17 protein-coding genes are annotated in these 16,380 nt (G+C 66.8%); 7 read left to right on the plus strand and 10 right to left on the minus strand.

From position 1 onward, the window contains the following. Nucleotides 1-311 precede the first annotated feature (311 nt). The 3 genes from MMB92_RS16205 to MMB92_RS16215 all read left to right on the plus strand — a co-directional run bounded on the left by MMB92_RS16205 (nt 312) and on the right by MMB92_RS16215 (nt 2,611). Nucleotides 312-1,523: a ribonucleotide-diphosphate reductase subunit beta gene (locus tag MMB92_RS16205; RefSeq protein ID WP_006476978.1), complete on the plus strand. Its 1,212-nt coding sequence runs from the start codon at nt 312-314 to the stop codon at nt 1,521-1,523. Between the two features lie 82 nt (nt 1,524-1,605). Then, nucleotides 1,606-1,932 carry a hypothetical protein gene (locus MMB92_RS16210; RefSeq protein ID WP_077021886.1) on the plus strand — a complete coding sequence of 109 codons (327 nt, stop codon included), beginning with the start codon at nt 1,606-1,608 and terminating at the stop codon, nt 1,930-1,932. Between the two features lie 28 nt (nt 1,933-1,960). Beyond that, a complete protein-coding gene (locus tag MMB92_RS16215; RefSeq protein WP_006490719.1) occupies nt 1,961-2,611 on the plus strand; it encodes a histone H1-like DNA-binding protein in 651 nt (216 codons plus the stop codon). Between the two features lie 230 nt (nt 2,612-2,841). Here the strand turns inward: MMB92_RS16215 and MMB92_RS16220 are convergent, their stop codons facing one another. From MMB92_RS16220 to MMB92_RS16265, 10 genes are all read right to left on the minus strand, one after another. Next, nucleotides 2,842-3,315, minus strand: a complete 474-nt coding sequence (locus MMB92_RS16220; protein WP_006476977.1) for a glycine zipper 2TM domain-containing protein — start codon at nt 3,313-3,315, stop codon at nt 2,842-2,844. A 19-nt stretch (nt 3,316-3,334) separates the two neighbouring features. Further along, complete coding sequence (locus MMB92_RS16225) at nt 3,335-4,273, minus strand: carbohydrate kinase family protein (RefSeq protein WP_006490717.1); 939 nt, start codon at nt 4,271-4,273, stop codon at nt 3,335-3,337. Between the two features lie 85 nt (nt 4,274-4,358). After that, a complete protein-coding gene (tpx, locus tag MMB92_RS16230; protein ID WP_006476975.1) occupies nt 4,359-4,862 on the minus strand; it encodes a thiol peroxidase in 504 nt (167 codons plus the stop codon). A gap of 71 nt (nt 4,863-4,933) precedes the next feature. Beyond that, nucleotides 4,934-6,355 (minus strand): DUF3426 domain-containing protein, encoded by a 1,422-nt coding sequence (locus MMB92_RS16235; protein ID WP_277562784.1) that lies wholly within the window; start codon nt 6,353-6,355, stop codon nt 4,934-4,936. A gap of 45 nt (nt 6,356-6,400) precedes the next feature. After that, nucleotides 6,401-7,303, minus strand: coding sequence for a 50S ribosomal protein L11 methyltransferase (gene prmA / locus MMB92_RS16240; protein WP_006496752.1), 903 nt, complete (start codon nt 7,301-7,303; stop codon nt 6,401-6,403). Between the two features lie 2 nt (nt 7,304-7,305). Beyond that, nucleotides 7,306-8,673: an acetyl-CoA carboxylase biotin carboxylase subunit gene (gene accC, locus MMB92_RS16245; protein WP_006490723.1), complete on the minus strand. Its 1,368-nt coding sequence runs from the start codon at nt 8,671-8,673 to the stop codon at nt 7,306-7,308. 85 nt (nt 8,674-8,758) lie between these two features. Then, nucleotides 8,759-9,232 (minus strand): acetyl-CoA carboxylase biotin carboxyl carrier protein, encoded by a 474-nt coding sequence (gene accB, locus MMB92_RS16250; RefSeq protein ID WP_006496751.1) that lies wholly within the window; start codon nt 9,230-9,232, stop codon nt 8,759-8,761. A gap of 66 nt (nt 9,233-9,298) precedes the next feature. After that, complete coding sequence (aroQ, locus tag MMB92_RS16255; RefSeq protein WP_058901241.1) at nt 9,299-9,751, minus strand: type II 3-dehydroquinate dehydratase; 453 nt, start codon at nt 9,749-9,751, stop codon at nt 9,299-9,301. A gap of 194 nt (nt 9,752-9,945) precedes the next feature. Continuing rightward, on the minus strand, nt 9,946-10,497 hold the full coding sequence (locus MMB92_RS16260; protein WP_080331128.1) for a TlpA disulfide reductase family protein: 552 nt from the start codon (nt 10,495-10,497) through the stop codon (nt 9,946-9,948). A 7-nt stretch (nt 10,498-10,504) separates the two neighbouring features. After that, nucleotides 10,505-11,149, minus strand: a complete 645-nt coding sequence (locus tag MMB92_RS16265; protein ID WP_034201043.1) for a hypothetical protein — start codon at nt 11,147-11,149, stop codon at nt 10,505-10,507. Nucleotides 11,150-11,395: 246 nt separating this feature from the next. Here MMB92_RS16265 and mpl point away from each other — a divergent pair, with 246 nt between their 5' ends. From mpl to aroE, 4 genes are all read left to right on the plus strand, one after another. Further along, nucleotides 11,396-12,781, plus strand: coding sequence for a UDP-N-acetylmuramate:L-alanyl-gamma-D-glutamyl-meso-diaminopimelate ligase (mpl, locus tag MMB92_RS16270; protein ID WP_006489410.1), 1,386 nt, complete (start codon nt 11,396-11,398; stop codon nt 12,779-12,781). Continuing rightward, entirely contained in the window at nt 12,778-13,347 is a 570-nt protein-coding gene (locus MMB92_RS16275) for a YqiA/YcfP family alpha/beta fold hydrolase (protein WP_006489407.1), read from the plus strand. The genes mpl and MMB92_RS16275 overlap by 4 nt, the downstream gene beginning before the upstream one ends. Nucleotides 13,348-13,426: 79 nt before the next feature. Beyond that, nucleotides 13,427-15,511, plus strand: a complete 2,085-nt coding sequence (locus tag MMB92_RS16280) for an RNB domain-containing ribonuclease (protein ID WP_006496746.1) — start codon at nt 13,427-13,429, stop codon at nt 15,509-15,511. Beyond that, nucleotides 15,508-16,374 carry a shikimate dehydrogenase gene (gene aroE, locus MMB92_RS16285; RefSeq protein ID WP_277562785.1) on the plus strand — a complete coding sequence of 289 codons (867 nt, stop codon included), beginning with the start codon at nt 15,508-15,510 and terminating at the stop codon, nt 16,372-16,374. Before MMB92_RS16280 ends, aroE begins: the two co-directional genes overlap by 4 nt. The last annotated feature ends 6 nt before the right edge of the window (nt 16,375-16,380 follow it).

Below are 16,380 nucleotides of genomic sequence, written 5' to 3' on the forward strand. Positions count from 1 at the left end.
GAGGTTGCAGTGTGCGCCGCTCTCAACTAAAAAAATGATAAGGAATCTGTAACGCGACACCTGCGTTGCAGGCAGTGACAAGCGATCGAAACAGCCCCGACGGCGTCGCGTTTCGATCAGCGTTCGATGCGTCGAGCGCACCTCGCGATACAAGCGCGACTCACATCGCGCGCTGCATGAACGACGATGCGTTGCTCAAAGTGTTGTATCGAGGTCGCAACGCGAATCGAAAAAAGGATTTTTCGTGAGCGAACCCTTTTATCGCTCAGGAAAAGATGGTACAAACCGTTCTAAATTGATGGTGAGAATTTATGCTCAACTGGGATGACGAGAAGACTGCCGTAACCCCCGCGAGCGGAGCGCAGCAAAACGCGATGCGCACCTCCGCCGGGATGGCTGTCGGAATGCAGGCTGCAACGCCTGCCGCCCATCAGGTCCGTGACATTTTCGAAGGCGATCTTGCGGTGCCGCCGCAAGCATCGGCTGTTCCCGCCGGCGGTACGGAAGCGCGGGTCAATGTCGCCGACAAGCGCATCATCAACGGCCAGACTGACGTCAATCAGCTGGTGCCGTTCAAGTACAAGTGGGCGTGGGAAAAGTATCTGGCCGGTTGCGCGAACCACTGGATGCCGCAGGAAATCAACATGTCCCGCGACATCGCACTGTGGAAGGACCCGAACGGTCTGACCGAGGACGAGCGCCGCATCGTGAAGCGCAACCTCGGCTTCTTCGTGACGGCCGACTCGCTCGCCGCGAACAACATCGTGCTCGGCACGTACCGCCACATCACGGCGCCCGAGTGCCGGCAGTTCCTGCTGCGCCAGGCGTTCGAGGAAGCGATCCACACGCACGCGTACCAATACATCGTCGAATCGCTCGGCCTCGACGAAGGCGAGATCTTCAACGCGTATCACGAGGTCACGTCGATCCGCGCGAAGGACGAATTCCTGATCCCGTTCATTCATACGCTGACGGACCCGGCCTTCAAGACCGGCACGCTCGAGGCGGATCAGAAGCTGCTGAAGTCGCTGATCGTGTTCGCCTGCATCATGGAAGGCCTGTTCTTCTATGTCGGGTTTACGCAGATCCTCGCACTCGGCCGCCAGAACAAGATGACGGGTGCTGCAGAGCAATATCAGTACATCCTGCGCGACGAGTCGATGCACTGCAACTTCGGCATCGACCTGATCAACCAGATCAAGCTCGAGAACCCGCATCTCTGGACCGCGGAATTCCGCGCCGAGATCCGCGAGCTGTTCAAGCAGGCTGTCGAACTCGAATACCGCTACGCCGAAGACACGATGCCGCGCGGCGTGCTGGGTTTGAACGCGTCGATGTTCAAGAGCTATCTGCGCTTCATCAGCAACCGCCGTTGCCAGCAGATCGGCCTCGATCCGCTGTTCCCGAACGAGGAAAACCCGTTCCCGTGGATGAGCGAGATGATCGACCTGAAGAAGGAACGCAACTTCTTCGAGACGCGTGTGATCGAGTATCAGACGGGGGGCGCGCTGTCCTGGGAATAACCCGCAGCAGCGAACCCGTTACATGATGGAGCAGCCGGTGGCCTCTCGGCCCCGGCCCAAGGTTTAGGAGCAAGAACGCCTGATGCAAAGCATGCCCGGTGCCTTAACGGCCCAACGATACGACAGGCACTTTGCGAACCCTTCAGTGGGATGGGCAAACTTCCCTCCGGAAAAAGCGGACGGCCATGTGGCGGTCCGCTTGATCAAGCGATTAGGGGTAGCGGCGCGAGGTGCGCCGGCTACCGACTTGATTTGGCGCGCGAGGCCGGGTGGCCACGCGCGCCATACCGTATTCATTAGCGTAAGCGCGCGGTATCTGCGTACGCCGATGAATAGCCCGCTTCGAAGCGCACGTCCTGAACAGCGTCCGCGGGAAGCGGGTTTTGACGAAGGGTGTAGTTTGAACTGACTCTCATCTGAACCTGAAGGAGAACAACATGGCTACTGCCAAGAAGAAACCGGCTGCTAAGAAAGTTGCTGCCAAGAAGACCGTTGCGAAGAAGGCTGCTGCTCCGGCGAAGAAGGCCGCAGTGAAGAAGGTTGCTGCGAAGAAGGTCGCGGTGAAGAAGGTTGCCGCGAAGAAGGCAGCACCGGCGAAGAAGGCCGCTGCGAAGAAGGTCGCAGCCAAGAAGGTCGCAACGAAGAAGGTTGCAGCCAAGAAGGTCGCCGCGAAGAAGGCAGCACCGGCTAAGAAGGCCGCTGCGAAGAAGGTTGCCGCCAAGAAAGTCGCAGTGAAGAAGGTTGCTGCGAAGAAGGCCGCACCGGCGAAGAAGGCTGCTGCGAAGAAGGCCGCACCGGCGAAGAAGGCTGCTGCGAAGAAGGCCGCGCCGGCGAAGAAGGCTGCAGCGAAGAAGGCCGCGCCTGCGAAGAAGGCTGCAGCGAAGAAGGCTGCGCCCGCCAAGAAGGCTGCCCCTGCGAAGAAGGCTGCCGCACCGGCGAAGAAGGCTGCTGCTCCGAAGAAGGCCGTCGTGAAGAAGGCTGCACCGGCAACGACCGCGTCGACCGCATCGGTTGCGCCGGCATCGGGCGTGAAGACCGCGCTCAACCCGGCAGCGGCATGGCCGTTCCCGACCGGCAGCCGTCCGTAATCGCGGCTGAGCAGCATCACCCGGGCACTCACGTGGTGTCCGTGGGTTGAGTAGCGCTACTCAATCAATCCCGCCATCTGGCTCAGGTGGCGGGATTTTTTTCGTCCGTATGAATCATCGATCGGCTGGCCGACGCGTGCGTGGACGAAGGCGCGCGGACGAAAAAAAACGCATGTGCGGCTTCGCACATGCGTTCGACCGCGGCTTGCGCCGCGTGCTGAGGATGCCGGTTAGTGCGTGACGCGCGTGACGCCACCGCTCGACAGCAGGCGCACGCGCTCGCCGGCGCGGAACGCTTCGCCGCTTGCCGCCTGCGTGATCGAGCGCAGATCGCCGTTGTCGAGGCGCACGGTGATTTCGACACCGTTCGCGGTGCTGAGGTTTTCGCCGACTGCGTTACCCGCGACCGCACCGACGAGGCCGCCGGCGATCGCCGTCAGGATCGAGCCTTTGCCGCCGCCGATCGCGCTGCCCGCGACCGCGCCGAGGGCGCCGCCGCCGAGCGTGCCGATCGCGCTGCCGCCGCCGTCGGACTGGATGCGCACCGCGCGGACGCTTTCGACCGTGCCCATGCGGACCGTCTGTTCGCGCTGCGCCTGGCCGACGCTATAGACATCCGCCGAGCCGGGTGCCGTGAAGCAGCCGGCGAGGGTCAGCGTGGCCGTCAGCATGGCCGCGAGCGTGAGGGTTTTTTTCGTCAACATCTTTGCTCTCCCACAATATTCATTTGAGACTGTAACCGAATGCAGTCTCGAAGCGTGCGTCGATTTCGGCGCGCGTCAGTACGTAAGTCTGGGGCCCTTGATGGGCGATCTTGAGCGAGCCCATCAGGCTCGCGAGGCGGCCGGTGGTTGCCCAGTCGAGGCCGTGCTCGATGCCGTACAGCAAGCCGCCCCGGAAGGCGTCGCCGCAACCGGTCGGATCGGCGATGCGCTCGGCCGGTACGACCGGAATCTGCTCCGCGCCCTGCTTGTGGCGGATGGTCGCGCCGTGCTCGCCGCGCGTGATGACGAGGGCGTCGACCCGGCTGGCGATTTCATCTTCGGACCATCCCGTCTTGTCGCTCACCAGCTTGGCCTCGTAGTCGTTGACCGCTACGTAGGTCGCAAGTTCAATGCTGCGGCGCAGCGTCGCACCGTCGAACAGCGGCAGACCCTGGCCCGGATCGAACACGAACGGCACACCGGCCTTGGCGAGCTCTTCCACGTGCTGGACCATCCCGTCGAAGCCGTCCGGGCCGACGATCGCCAGCTTGATGTCCGGCGCGTCGCCCGCATGGTTCAGGTGCGACTGCATCATCGCGCCCGGGTGGAACGCCGCGATCTGGTTGTTGTCGAGATCGGTCGTGATCATCGCCTGCGCGGTGTACGTATCGGGCAGCACGCGAACGTGGTCGCGGCGCAGGCCGAGCTGGTCGAGCCGGTCGAGATACGGCTGCGCATCCAGCGCGCCCATCGTGCCCATGATGCGCGCATCGCCGCCGAGCAGGTGCAGCGCATACCCGATGTTGCCCGCGCAGCCGCCGAATTCGCGGCGCATCGTCGGCACGAGGAAGCTCAGGTTGATGAGGTGCACCTGGTCGGGCAGGATGTGCTCGCGGAACCGCCCTTCGAAGGTCATGATGGAGTCGTAGGCGATCGAGCCGCAAATCAGCGTAGCCAAGGTGTGCGTTCCTGTAGAAATGAGGGGCCCTGCGCGACAACGCCGCGCGAAGGGCGCGGCGCGGCAGGAGAAAGCGGAAGAAAGCTTACTTCAGTGCGGCGAGCGCTGCATCGTAGTTCGGCTCGTCCTTGATTTCGCCGACGAGTTCCGCGTGGATCACCTTGTCCTGCGCGTCGAGCACGACCACCGCGCGTGCGGTCAGGCCGTTCAACGGGCCGCTCGTCACGTCGACGCCGTACGCGTTCGCGAACGCGCGGCCGGTGCGGAACGTCGATGCCGTCACGACGTTCGCGAGGCCTTCGGTCGTGCAGAAGCGCGTGGCGGCGAACGGCAGGTCGGCGGACACGACGATCACCACGGTGTTGTCGAGCGACGACGCGGCTTCGTTGAACTTGCGGGTCGACGTCGCGCAGGTCGGCGTGTCGAGGCTCGGCACGATGTTCAGCACCTTGCGCTTGCCGGCGAAGCTGGCGAGCGACAGGTCGGCGAGGTCCTTGCCGACCAGCTTGAAATCGGCGGCTTGCGCGCCGACGGCCGGGAACGTGCCGGCGAGATCGATCGGGTTGCCACCCAGCGTAACTTTGCTCATGTTCGTGCTCCGAAATAGCGCGCCGCTCGGGCGCGCGGGTTGAGACGGGCGCGCAAGCGCGCCGCGGCGCGTCACGGATAGAAGATCTGGACGCGGAAATTCGAGGCGGGCGTGCCGTTCGTTTCGAGGCGGACGACCATCGTCTGCGTCGTGCCGGGCGGCAGCCCGGCGTCGATCGGCGTGCCCGGGCGCACGTAGTCGCGCGGCGCGAGCACGCGGCGCACGGTGACGTGATTGGTATCGTCGAGCAGCGTGAGTTCGAGCGACGGGTACGCGAGCGCGACGCGGTAGCGGTTCGTCAGCGGCACCTTCAGTTCGAGCTCGCGCGGGCCGTCGAGCTGGCGCAGGTCGGTCGCGTCGAGCCGCAGGCCGTCGATCGCGCGCGGCGGCGTGACCGTGCAGCCGAGCGGCGTGCAGGCCTGCCGGAACCAGCCTTGCGTGACGGGCCAGTAGATCATCAGCGTTTCGCGCTGCCACCACGCCAGTTGCACGGCGAGCAGCCCGACGAGCGCGGCCGCGATGAGGCCGCCGACAAAGCCGCCGAGCATCCCGCGTCGCTGCGGCGCGCGGGTCTCGCGCGTGACGGCGAAGTGTGGACGATCGTCATCGGCCAGTGCGGCGGGGAACGGGACGGCCGGTTGGACGGCCGGTTGGACGGCCGGTTGGGCGGCCGGTTGGATGGCCGGCCGGGCTGCCGGTTCATCGGCCGCTGCCGCGGTCGGGCTGGTGTCGTGCCGGGTGAAGGTATCGGGTTCCGATGCGGTTTCGGCTTCGCTGACGGCCGGTGCGGGCGTGAACGCAAAACGCGGTTCGCGCGGCGCGTGTTCGTCGTCCGGCGCGGCGAAACGCGCGTGACCGACAGGTTCGGCGGGTTCAGCCGCGGTGTCCGCTTCCGACGGAGGACGAGCGACGAAGCGGGGCTCGCGCGGATCGCGCTCGACGGGCGCGGGCGCGGCCGCTTCGGGTTCATGCGATTCGTGCCGCGTGTGCGGCGAATGCGGTCCGGCCGGTTGCTCGACGGCAGTCGACGAATCCAGCTCGGCCGGCGAGGACGCGAACGGTGCGGGCGTACCCGACAGATGAACGACGCCGGCTTCCGTGGACGGGAGCGCGACCGGTATCAGCGGCTCGGTGCGCACGGTCTCGACGCTGTGCTGCAGCGACGGATCGACGCCGGCGTCGAGCCACGGCGCCCACATGTCCCAGCCTTCCGGCTTGTAGTCGGTGCCGGTCGGCAGGCCGGAAGGCGGTGCGTCGGCGGCGAACAGCCGGGCCGGCACGGCCTGCGGCTGCGCCTCGCTGTCGCTCGGCGCGGCAGCCGGTTCGGTCAACGCCGGCTCGGGCTGCTGCGCGTACTCGGGAACGAGCGATTCGGAGGCGTTGAAGACTTCGTGGCAATGCCCGCAGCGCACGAGCCCCTGATGCAGCGCGAGCTGTTCCTGCTGCAGCCGGAAGACGGTTTCGCAATGAGGGCAGCGCGTCGCAAGAAGCATGTCGAGCCGGGCGGCCTGCTGGCCAGAGTGAAGGACAGCGCTATTCTAATGGCTTTCGCGGCGGGTTCCGGCAAGGCATACCCAACCTTCGTGTTCGCGCCAGACCGAGATGTCGACGTAGCGCGCATAAACGGCCGCGACTTCGTCCGCCTGGCGCGCGAGCACGCCCGACAGCGCGATGCGCCCGCCCGGCTTGACCTTCGATGCGAGCATCGATGCCATCAGCTTCAGCGGGTTCGACAGGATGTTCGCGACGACGATGTCGAATTCGCCGTCCGGGCATGCATCGGGCAGCCCGTACGTGACCTCCGCACGGTTGCGTTCGCTGTTCTGGCGCGCCGATTCGACCGCCTGCGGATCGATGTCGATGCCGATCACGGGGTTCGCCCCGCATTTCTTCGCGAGGATCGCGAGAATGCCCGAGCCGCAGCCGTAGTCGAGCACCGACTGGCCGGGCTTCACCGACTGCTCGAGCCACTCCATGCACAGACGGGTGGTGGGGTGGCTGCCGGTGCCGAATGCGAGGCCGGGATCGAGTTCGAGGACGAGCGCATCGGGGTCGGGCGCATCGTGCCACGACGGCACGACCCAGATCCGTTCGCCGATCGGGATCGGCTCGAACTGCGACTGCGTGAGCCGCACCCAGTCCTGCTCCTCGACTTCGCGCACGACGAACTGCGGCGTTTCGGCGAGGCCGATCTCGTTCGCGGCCGCCGCGAGCAGCACGGCTGGCTCATGGTCGGCCGACAGCAGCGCGACCACGCGCGAGTGCTGCCACGCGGTGCGATCGGGCACCAAGCCCGGCTCGCCGAAGAGCGGCTGTTCGTCGGGCGTGTCGGCGTCGGCGTCTTCGACGGACACCGACAGCGCGCCGAGATCGAGCAGCGCGTCGGACAGGGCCTCCGCATGCTCGCGGGCCAGTTCGACGACGAGTTCGCGATAACTCATGCTTACGCTTCTTCCGGTGCGACCTGCTGCTTCTGCGCGAGCCGGTTTTCGAGGTAATGGATGCTGGTGCCGCCTTCGACGAACTTCGAGTCGATCATCAGCTCGCGGTGCAGCGGGATGTTGGTCTGGATGCCTTCGACGACCATTTCCGACAGCGCGATGCGCATCCGGCGGATCGCCTGTTCGCGCGTCGCGCCGTAGGTGATCAGCTTGCCGATCATCGAATCATAGTTCGGCGGCACGAAATAGCCATTGTAGGCGTGCGAATCGACGCGCACGCCCGGGCCGCCCGGCGTATGCCACGACGTGATCCGGCCCGGCGACGGCGTGAACTTGAACGGATCTTCGGCGTTGATCCGGCATTCGATCGCGTGTCCGCGGAACTGGATGTCGCGCTGGCGCAGCGTGAGCTTCTCGCCGGCCGCGATGCGGATCTGTTCCTGCACGATGTCGACGCCCGTGATCAGCTCCGATACCGGGTGCTCGACCTGCACGCGCGTGTTCATCTCGATGAAGTAGAACTCGCCGTTTTCGTACAGGAATTCGAACGTGCCCGCACCGAGGTAGCCCATCTTCTTGCACGCGTCCGCGCAGCGGTCGCCGATACGGTCGATCAGGCGGCGCGGAATGCCCGGCGCCGGCGCTTCCTCGATCACCTTCTGGTGGCGGCGCTGCATCGAGCAGTCGCGCTCGCCGAGCCAGATCGCGTTCTTGTACGCGTCCGACAGCACCTGGATCTCGATGTGGCGCGGGTTCTCGAGGAACTTCTCCATGTACACCTGCGGGTTGCCGAACGCACGGCCGGCTTCCTCGCGGGTCATGTTGACCGCGTTGACGAGCGCGGCTTCGGTGTGCACGACGCGCATCCCGCGCCCGCCGCCGCCGCCGGCCGCCTTGATGATGACCGGATAGCCGATCGTGCGCGCAATCTTGACGATCTCCTTCGGATCGTCCGGCAACGCGCCTTCCGAACCCGGCACGCACGGCACGCCGGTCTTGATCATCGTCTGCTTCGCGGTGACCTTGTCACCCATCATGCGGATCGTTTCCGGGCGCGGGCCGATGAACGTGAAGCCCGACTGCTCGACGCGCTCCGCGAAATCGGCGTTCTCCGACAGGAAGCCGTAGCCGGGGTGGATCGCCTCGGCATCGGTGACTTCCGCGGCGCTGATCAGCGCCGGCATGTTCAGGTAGCTCAGGTTCGACGGGGCCGGGCCGATACAGACGGCTTCGTCCGCGAGGCGCACGTACTTGGCTTCCTTGTCGGCTTCCGAGTAGACGACCACCGTCTTGACGCCGAGTTCGCGGCACGCGCGCTGGATGCGCAGCGCGATTTCACCGCGGTTGGCAATGAGGATTTTTTCAAACATAGCGAGTATTCGTCTCTTCGAGGGGCGCGCGAACGGCGCCTGGCGAGCATCGGCGGCGCGCGGCCGGCAGGGCCGCGCGGCGGGCTTAGCCGATCACGAAAAGCGGCTGGCCGTATTCGACGGCCTGGCCGTTCTCGACGAGGATTTCCTTGATCACGCCGGCCTTGTCCGACTCGATCTCGTTGAGCAGCTTCATCGCTTCGATGATGCAGATCGTCTGGCCTTCCTTGACCGTGTCGCCGGCCTGCACGAACGGGTCGGCGCCCGGCGACGGCGCGCGATAGAACGTGCCGACCATCGGCGACGTCACGACGTGGCCCTGCGGAGCGGCCGGTGCGGCGGCGGCGCCGGCGGCCGGCGCGGCAGCGCCTTCGGTCGGCAGCGCGACCGACGGAGCGGGCGCGCTGACTTGCGGGGCATACCCAGCCGTCGGCTGCACGTAGACCGGCGGCGCGTTCTTGACGATACGCACCTTGCCTTCGCCTTCCGTCACTTCCAGCTCGGAGATGCCGGATTCGGAAACGAGGTCGATCAGAGTTTTCAGCTTACGAAGATCCATCGGGAATTCCCCTTTCAATACGTGAAAGCGCCGGTTAGGGGCCGGCGCTGAATCTAGATCGCGAAATCAGCCGCGCGACGTGCCTTGCAGCTTGTCCAGCGCGTACTCGAGCGCGTACAGATAACCTTTCCAGCCGAGCCCGCAGATCACGCCTTCGGCCTGGTCGGAAAAGTAGGAGTGGTGCCTGAACGCTTCGCGGCGATGCACGTTCGACAGGTGAACCTCGACGAACGGGATGCCAACACCGGCGATCGCGTCCCGGATCGCAACGCTCGTGTGCGTATACGCGGCCGGATTGATCAGGATGAAATCGGTCTGTTCCTCCCGCGCGGCCTGGATGCGGTCGACCAGCGCGCCTTCATGGTTGCTCTGGAACGACAACAGTTCGGCGCCGGCTTCCCGGGCGCGCGCGGCAAGCGCCTGATCGATCTGCGCGAGCGTGACGCGGCCGTACACCTCCGGTTCCCGGGTGCCGAGAAGGTTCAGGTTGGGGCCGTGCAACACCAGCAATCGTGTCATGGTCGCTTCTATTTCTGCGGAATTGCGCGAACTTTAGCGCTATTTAGAGAAATTTGTCTAGTTTTGCCGAACGGCCAGACGCGTCGGACCTGCAAGAATTACCGGTGCGAACGCAAAGTATCGGCGAATTCCCGCGAAATTGCGGCGATCGACCTGCAAATCGCCGGCAACGCGCGGGCCGCTGTCCGGGCCGATTACAGCGCGTCGAGCGTCTTTTTCAGCTCGGCCGGCTGGATTTGTCCTAATTTTGTCTCGCGGATCTTGCCGGTTTCGTCGATGACGACGGTAAACGGCAGCGCGCCAGCGGTATTCCCGAAATTACGGGCCAGATCGGCGCCCGCGTAGCCGCTGACGAACACCGGATAGTCGACCTTCACCTTCTGCAGGAAGTTCTTCACGTTCTGCTCGGAATCGACGCCGATCCCGACGAAACGGATGCCTTTCTGCTTGTACTGGTGCGACAGCGCGACCAGCTCGGGCATCTCCTCGACGCACGGGCCGCACCACGACGCCCAGAAATTGACGACGACCTTCTGGCCCTTGAAGGCGGTCAGCGTCGCCGGCTTGCCGTCGACGCCGGTGAGCGACGACGCCCACAGCTGCTCGACCGGATTGCCGTGGGCGGTCGGCGCGGCGACGGCGACACCGTCGTCGACCGTGCCGCGGAACCAGTGACCGGCGGCGACTCCGCCGGCGACGGCGGCGGCCGCGACCACCGCGAGCGCCAACATGCGTTTCATCATCATCGTTGAGTCATTCCGGTTCGGAAGGGGCCTGGCCTGCCGCGACGAGCGCGCGCAGCGCGGCGGCGTCCGCGCGGGCGACGCGGCCGCGCGCGTCGGCCTTCACCGCGCCGCGCAGGTCGTCGCTCGCATACAGCGCGAGATGGATGCCGATCGCATCCACGTCGCGCCGCGGGCGCCACAGGAAACTGAGCGTCTCGACGTCGCCGCGGCCCGCGAAATGCCGCGTCTCGGATACGTCGTACTGGACGTTCTGGTTCAGCAGGTAGATCGCGACGTCCTTCGGGTTGTCGGTGAATGCCTGCAAATGGATATCCGAATGCGCGTTCGCGGTGCCGTTCAGCACGGCGCCCGTCACATAAGGATGGAACTCGGCGAGCCGGCGCATCCAGTCGAGCGCGATCTCGCGCAGGCGGCGCAGTTCGTCCGGCTGCGTGTCGCTCTGGAACAGCGCGAGGTACTCGCGCAATTCTTCCTCGATCTGGTCGTTATCCGGCAGCCATTCGCCGGCAACGCGCGAATCGCCCAGCAACTGGCGCGCGGCCTTGCGTTTCGCGCCGGCGTAGTCCAGGCCGTCCTCCGCGATCAGGCGGGCGGCGGACTGGGCGATTTCCTCGCGGACGCGCCGCGGATCGACAAGAGGTTTGCGAGACATGATCCGGCAATCATACTCGATCGTCGCGGCGCCCGAGCACGGGTGCGGCGGCCCGCCGCCCGAGGGCGCCGGCGCCGTTCGCGCGCATCGTTCGGGTCGCCGGGCATCGCAGGCCGTCAGTTACAATAGTGTCCTTTGTGTCGCGGCAAGGTCGTGGGCCGGGCGCCGGCCGCACGGCCCGTCCGGCGCGACGCACACGCATCCTTTCCGAATCGACGGCGCCCGGCGGCGCGAAAGCATTCATCTATGCACATCCATATTCTTGGCATCTGCGGCACCTTCATGGGCGGTCTCGCCGTACTCGCACGCGAGGCGGGCCACACGGTGACGGGTTGCGACGCGGGCGTCTATCCGCCGATGAGCACGCAGCTCGAGGCGCAGGGCATCACGCTGATCGAGGGCTACGGCGCCGAGCAGATCGACCTGAAACCGGACCTGTTCGTGATCGGCAACGTCGTCACGCGCGGCAACCCGCTGATGGAGGCGATCCTCGATCGCGGCCTGCCGTACGTGTCGGGCCCGCAGTGGCTCGGCGAGCACGTGCTGGCCGGCAAATGGGTGCTCGCGGTCGCGGGCACGCACGGCAAGACGACCACGTCGTCGATGCTCGCGTGGCTGCTGGAGGACGCCGGGCTCAACCCGGGCTTCCTGATCGGCGGCGTGCCGTTGAACTTCGGCGTGTCCGCGCGGCTCACCGATTCGAGCTTCTTCGTGATCGAGGCCGACGAGTACGACACGGCATTCTTCGACAAGCGCTCGAAGTTCGTCCACTACCGGCCGCGTACCGCGGTACTGAACAACCTCGAATTCGATCACGCCGACATCTTCCCCGATCTCGCCGCGATCGAGACGCAATTCCATCATCTGGTACGCACCGTGCCCGGGGTCGGCCGGATCGTCACGAACGGCCGCTCGGATGCGCTCGAGCGCGTGCTGGCGCGCGGCTGCTGGAGCGAGGTCGAGCGTTTCGGCGTCGACGGCGGCTGGCAAGCGCTGCCGGCCGAGGACGGCGTGCCGGTCGACGAGCGCTTCGCGGTGTATTCGCACGCCGAGCGCGTCGGCGAAGTCGCGTGGCAGGTGCAGGGCGACCACAACCGGATGAACGCGCTCGCGGCGATCGCCGCCGCGCGCCACGTCGGCGTGCCGCCCGCGCAGGCGGCCGTTTCGCTCGCATCGTTCCGCAACGTGAAGCGCCGCATGGAAGTGCGCGGCAGCGTCGACGGCGTGACCGTCTATGACGATTTCGCGCACCATCCGACCGCGATCGACACCACGATCGCCGGCCTTCGTGCGCGCATCGGCCGCCAGAATGCCCGCATCCTCGCCGTGCTCGAGCCGCGCTCGAACACGATGAAGCTCGGCGTGATGAAGTCGCAATTGCCGGCGAGCCTCGCCGATGCCGATCTCGTGTTCGGCTACGGCGCGCCGACCGGGCGCGACGCGCTCGGCTGGAATCTCGCCGAAGCGCTTGCGCCGCTCGGCGACCGCGCGCGCGCATTCGACGATCTGCATCTGCTGGTGAAGGCGGTGGTCGAGGCCGCGCGTCCGGGCGACCACGTGCTCGTCATGAGCAACGGCGGCTTCGGCGGCGTGCACCAGAAGCTGCTCGATGCGCTCGGGAGCCGCACGTGATCCTGTATCTGCACGGCTTCCGGTCGTCGCCGGAATCGCAGAAGTCGCGGCTGCTCGCCGCGCGCATGGCCGAACTCGGCCGCACCGGCGAGTGGCGGTGCCCGTCGCTGTCGGTGTCGCCGCTCGAGGCGATCGCCGTCGCGGAAGCCGAGGTCGCGGGTGCCCGCGACGTCACCGTGATCGGCAGCTCGCTCGGCGGTTATTACGCGACATGGCTCGCCGAAAAGCACGGCTGGAAGGCCGTGCTGCTGAATCCGGCGATCGTGCCGCAGCGCGATCTCGAGCAGCATCTGGGCGAACAGCCGCTGTGGCACGGCGGCGGCACGATCGTCGTCGAGCGCCGGCATCTGCACGAACTCGACGCGCTGCGCGTGCCGGCGATCACGCGCGCCGACCGCTACTATTTGTTCGCGGCGACCGGCGACGAAGTGCTCGATTACCGCGAGATGCTGGCCCATTACCCGGGCGCGAAAACCCGCGTGATCGACGGCAGCGATCACGGGATCAGCGAATTTGCCGACTATGTCGACGACGTTCTCGCGTTTTGCGACGGAAAGACGTCTTAACCGGCCGCGTGCCGATCGAATCCCCATCATCATGCGGCGCCGCCGACGCGGCGCCCGGCAGTCTGAACGAGAGTACTGAGTGAACGTTTTCTTCGAGGAATCGGGCAGTTTCAAGGCGGGCAGCGTGCTGTCGCGCCAGGGCGACGCATTTCAGGTCGAGTTGCCCGGCGGGCGGCGTGCGAAGGTGCGCGCGAAAGACGTGCTGATCGAATTTGACAAACCGGCCGCGGGCGAACTGATGCAGGAGGCCGACACGGCCGCGCAGCAGATCGATCTGGACTTCCTGTGGGAATGCGCGCCGGCCGACGAGTTCGCGTACACGGCGCTGGCCGCCGAGTACTTCGGCGCGACGTACGGCCCGGTCGAGCGCGCGGCGCTGGTGCTGCGGCTGCACGGCTCGCCCGTCTACTTCCGTCGCAAGGGGCGCGGCCAGTACCAGCGCGCGCCGGAAGAGCAGCTCAAGATGGCGCTCGCGTCGCTCGAGCGCAAGCGCCAGCAGGCGCTGGTGCAGGCGCAGTATGAAGAGGAGCTGAAGGCCGGCAAGCTGCCGGAAGCGTTCGCGGGCAAGGTGCTCGGGCTGCTCACGCGGCCGGACAAGAATTCGATCGAATACAAGGCGATGGAAGCGGCGGCCGGCGCGCGCGGCGTGTCGCCGGCGCGGCTGATGCTCGACTGCGGTGGCATCGAGTCGCCGCGTGCGCTGCACGAAGCGCGCTTTCTCGCGGAATTCTTCCCGCACGGCACGGGCTTTCCGCCCGTCACGGTCGGCCCGCTGCCGGACGATCTGCCGCGCGCGGACGTCGAGGCGTTCTCGATCGACGACATCACGACCACCGAAATCGACGACGCGTTCTCGGTCGAGCACCTGGCCGACGGCCGCGTGCGGATCGGCGTGCACATCGCGGCGCCGGCGCTCGGCATCGTGCGCGGCGACGCGGTCGACGCGATCGCGCGCGCGCGCCTGTCGACCGTCTACATGCCGGGCGACAAGATCACGATGCTGCCGGACGACGTCGTCGACGTGTTCACGCTGAAAGAGGGCGATTACCGCCCGGCGCTGTCGCTGTACATCATCGTCAACCGCGACACGCAGGACATCGTCGCAAGCGAGACGCGCGCCGAGCTCGTGTTCGTGAAGAGCAACCTGCGCCACAACACGCTCGACGAGCTCGTCAACGAAGAGACGCTCGCGGCCGGCACCGGCGACTACCCGCACAAGGACGACATCGCCGTGCTGTGGCCGCTCGCGCAGGCGCTGTTCGAGAAGCGCCAGGTCGCGCGCGCGGGCTACGGCCTGAAGCGCGAGGTGCAGCGCAACACCGACTACAACTTCTACGTCGAAGGCGAGCACGTGACGATCACGCCGCGCCGCCGCGGCTCGCCGCTGGACCTGATCGTGTCGGAGCTCGCGATCCTCGCGAACTCGACCTGGGGCGCGTTCCTGCACGACCACACGGTGCCGGGCATCTACCGCTCGCAGCGCGGCTTCGGCGCACCGGGCCCGAAGCGCACGCGGATGCAGACGACGGCCGCGCCGCACGAAGGCCTCGGCGTCGCGCAGTACGCGTGGAGCACGTCGCCGCTGCGCCGCTACGTCGACCTCGTGAACCAGTGGCAACTGCTCGCGTGCGTGCAGCACGGCGTCACCGCGAAGCTCGCCGCGCCGTTCAAGCCGAAGGACGCCGATCTCTACGCGGTCGTGCAGGGCTTCGACGATACGTATACGGCCTACGCCGACTACCAGCGCCGGATGGAGTACTTCTGGTGCCTGCGCTGGCTCGCGCAGGAACAGAAGAAGCAGGTGGTCGCGAGCGTCGTGAAGGGCGATCTCGTGCGCCTCGAGGAAATCCCGCTGCTGCTGCACGTGCCGGGGCTCGGCGTGCATGCGCGCGGCACGCGCGTGCTGCTCGACGTGATGTCGCTCGACGAGCTGACGATCGAGGCGTCGGTGCGCCTCTTGAACGTGCTCGACGCGCCGACCGTGACGAGCGGCGACGCGGCCGACGAAGAGGACGACGCCGAAGGCGGCGACGACACGCTGGTCGACGCGGAAGACGCGTCGGCGGAAACCGAGGCCGAAGCGCTGGCCGAGGCAGACGGCGCGGCGGCCGACGGCGGCGAAGCCGCGAGCGGCAACGACGGCGAAGAGGGGCGCGCATCATGAGCGCAGCTGCGTCGACGAGCGGCGCCGACCGCTATGTCGTGTTCGGCAACCCGGTGGCGCACAGCAAGTCGCCGTTCATCCACGCGCAATTCGCCGCGCAGACCGGCGAGCTGATCGAATACACGCACCGGCTCGCGCCGATCGACGGGTTCGAGGCAGCCGTGCGCGCGTTCGTCGCCGAAGGCGGGCGCGGCGCGAACGTGACGGTGCCGTTCAAGCTGGACGCGCATGCGCTCGCCGACACGCTGTCGGCGCGCGCGGCGGCGGCAGGCGCGGTGAACACGCTGCGCATCGACGCCGACGGCCGCCTCCACGGCGACAACACCGACGGCGTCGGCCTCGTGCGCGACATCGAGGCGAATCTCGGCGTGTCGCTTGCCGGCGCGCGCATCCTGCTGCTCGGCGCGGGCGGCGCCGCGCGCGGTGTCGTGCTGCCGCTGCTCGATCGTGCACCGCTGTCGATCGGAATCGTGAACCGCACCGCGAGCAAGGCCGAAGCGCTCGTCGGCCAGTTCATGCAGGCCGCGCACGACGCGGGCTGCACGCTCGCGGGCGGTGGCCCCGGCGTCGTGCGGGCCGAGCCGTACGACGTGGTGATCAATGCGACGGCCGGCAGCCTCGACGCCGCGCTGCCGGAATGCGACCCCGCGGCGTTCGGTGCCGGCACGCTCGCGTACGACATGATGTACGGCGCGCAGCCGACCGTGTTCATGCAGCACGCGGCGTCGCTCGGCGCGCGCACGGCCGACGGCCTCGGGATGCTGGTCGAGCAGGCGGCCGAATCGTTCTTCATCTGGCGCGGCGTGCGGCCGGACGGCGCGCCGGTGCTGGCCGCGCTGCGCCAGGCGCTCGCGGCGAGCTGAACGGAG

It is taken from the genome of Burkholderia sp. IO2 (genome assembly GCF_029522185.1).
In the GTDB taxonomy this organism is placed as follows: domain Bacteria; phylum Pseudomonadota; class Gammaproteobacteria; order Burkholderiales; family Burkholderiaceae; genus Burkholderia; species Burkholderia cenocepacia.

Bases quoted from the DNA above. Each gene is read 5' to 3' on its own strand.
- accC (WP_006490723.1), bottom strand. From the start codon at position 8,673: ATGTTTGAAAAAATCCTCATTGCCAACCGCGGTGAAATCGCGCTGCGC.
- MMB92_RS16260 (WP_080331128.1), bottom strand. From the start codon at position 10,497: ATGATGATGAAACGCATGTTGGCGCTCGCGGTGGTCGCGGCCGCCGCC.
- MMB92_RS16220 (WP_006476977.1), bottom strand. From the start codon at position 3,315: ATGTTGACGAAAAAAACCCTCACGCTCGCGGCCATGCTGACGGCCACG.
- prmA (WP_006496752.1), bottom strand. From the start codon at position 7,303: ATGAGTTATCGCGAACTCGTCGTCGAACTGGCCCGCGAGCATGCGGAG.
- tpx (WP_006476975.1), bottom strand. From the start codon at position 4,862: ATGAGCAAAGTTACGCTGGGTGGCAACCCGATCGATCTCGCCGGCACG.
- MMB92_RS16205 (WP_006476978.1), top strand. From the start codon at position 312: ATGCTCAACTGGGATGACGAGAAGACTGCCGTAACCCCCGCGAGCGGA.
- aroQ (WP_058901241.1), bottom strand. From the start codon at position 9,751: ATGACACGATTGCTGGTGTTGCACGGCCCCAACCTGAACCTTCTCGGC.
- aroE (WP_277562785.1), top strand. From the start codon at position 15,508: ATGAGCGCAGCTGCGTCGACGAGCGGCGCCGACCGCTATGTCGTGTTC.
- MMB92_RS16265 (WP_034201043.1), bottom strand. From the start codon at position 11,149: ATGTCTCGCAAACCTCTTGTCGATCCGCGGCGCGTCCGCGAGGAAATC.
- accB (WP_006496751.1), bottom strand. From the start codon at position 9,232: ATGGATCTTCGTAAGCTGAAAACTCTGATCGACCTCGTTTCCGAATCC.
- MMB92_RS16215 (WP_006490719.1), top strand. From the start codon at position 1,961: ATGGCTACTGCCAAGAAGAAACCGGCTGCTAAGAAAGTTGCTGCCAAG.
- MMB92_RS16210 (WP_077021886.1), top strand. From the start codon at position 1,606: ATGCAAAGCATGCCCGGTGCCTTAACGGCCCAACGATACGACAGGCAC.
- mpl (WP_006489410.1), top strand. From the start codon at position 11,396: ATGCACATCCATATTCTTGGCATCTGCGGCACCTTCATGGGCGGTCTC.
- MMB92_RS16235 (WP_277562784.1), bottom strand. From the start codon at position 6,355: ATGCTTCTTGCGACGCGCTGCCCTCATTGCGAAACCGTCTTCCGGCTG.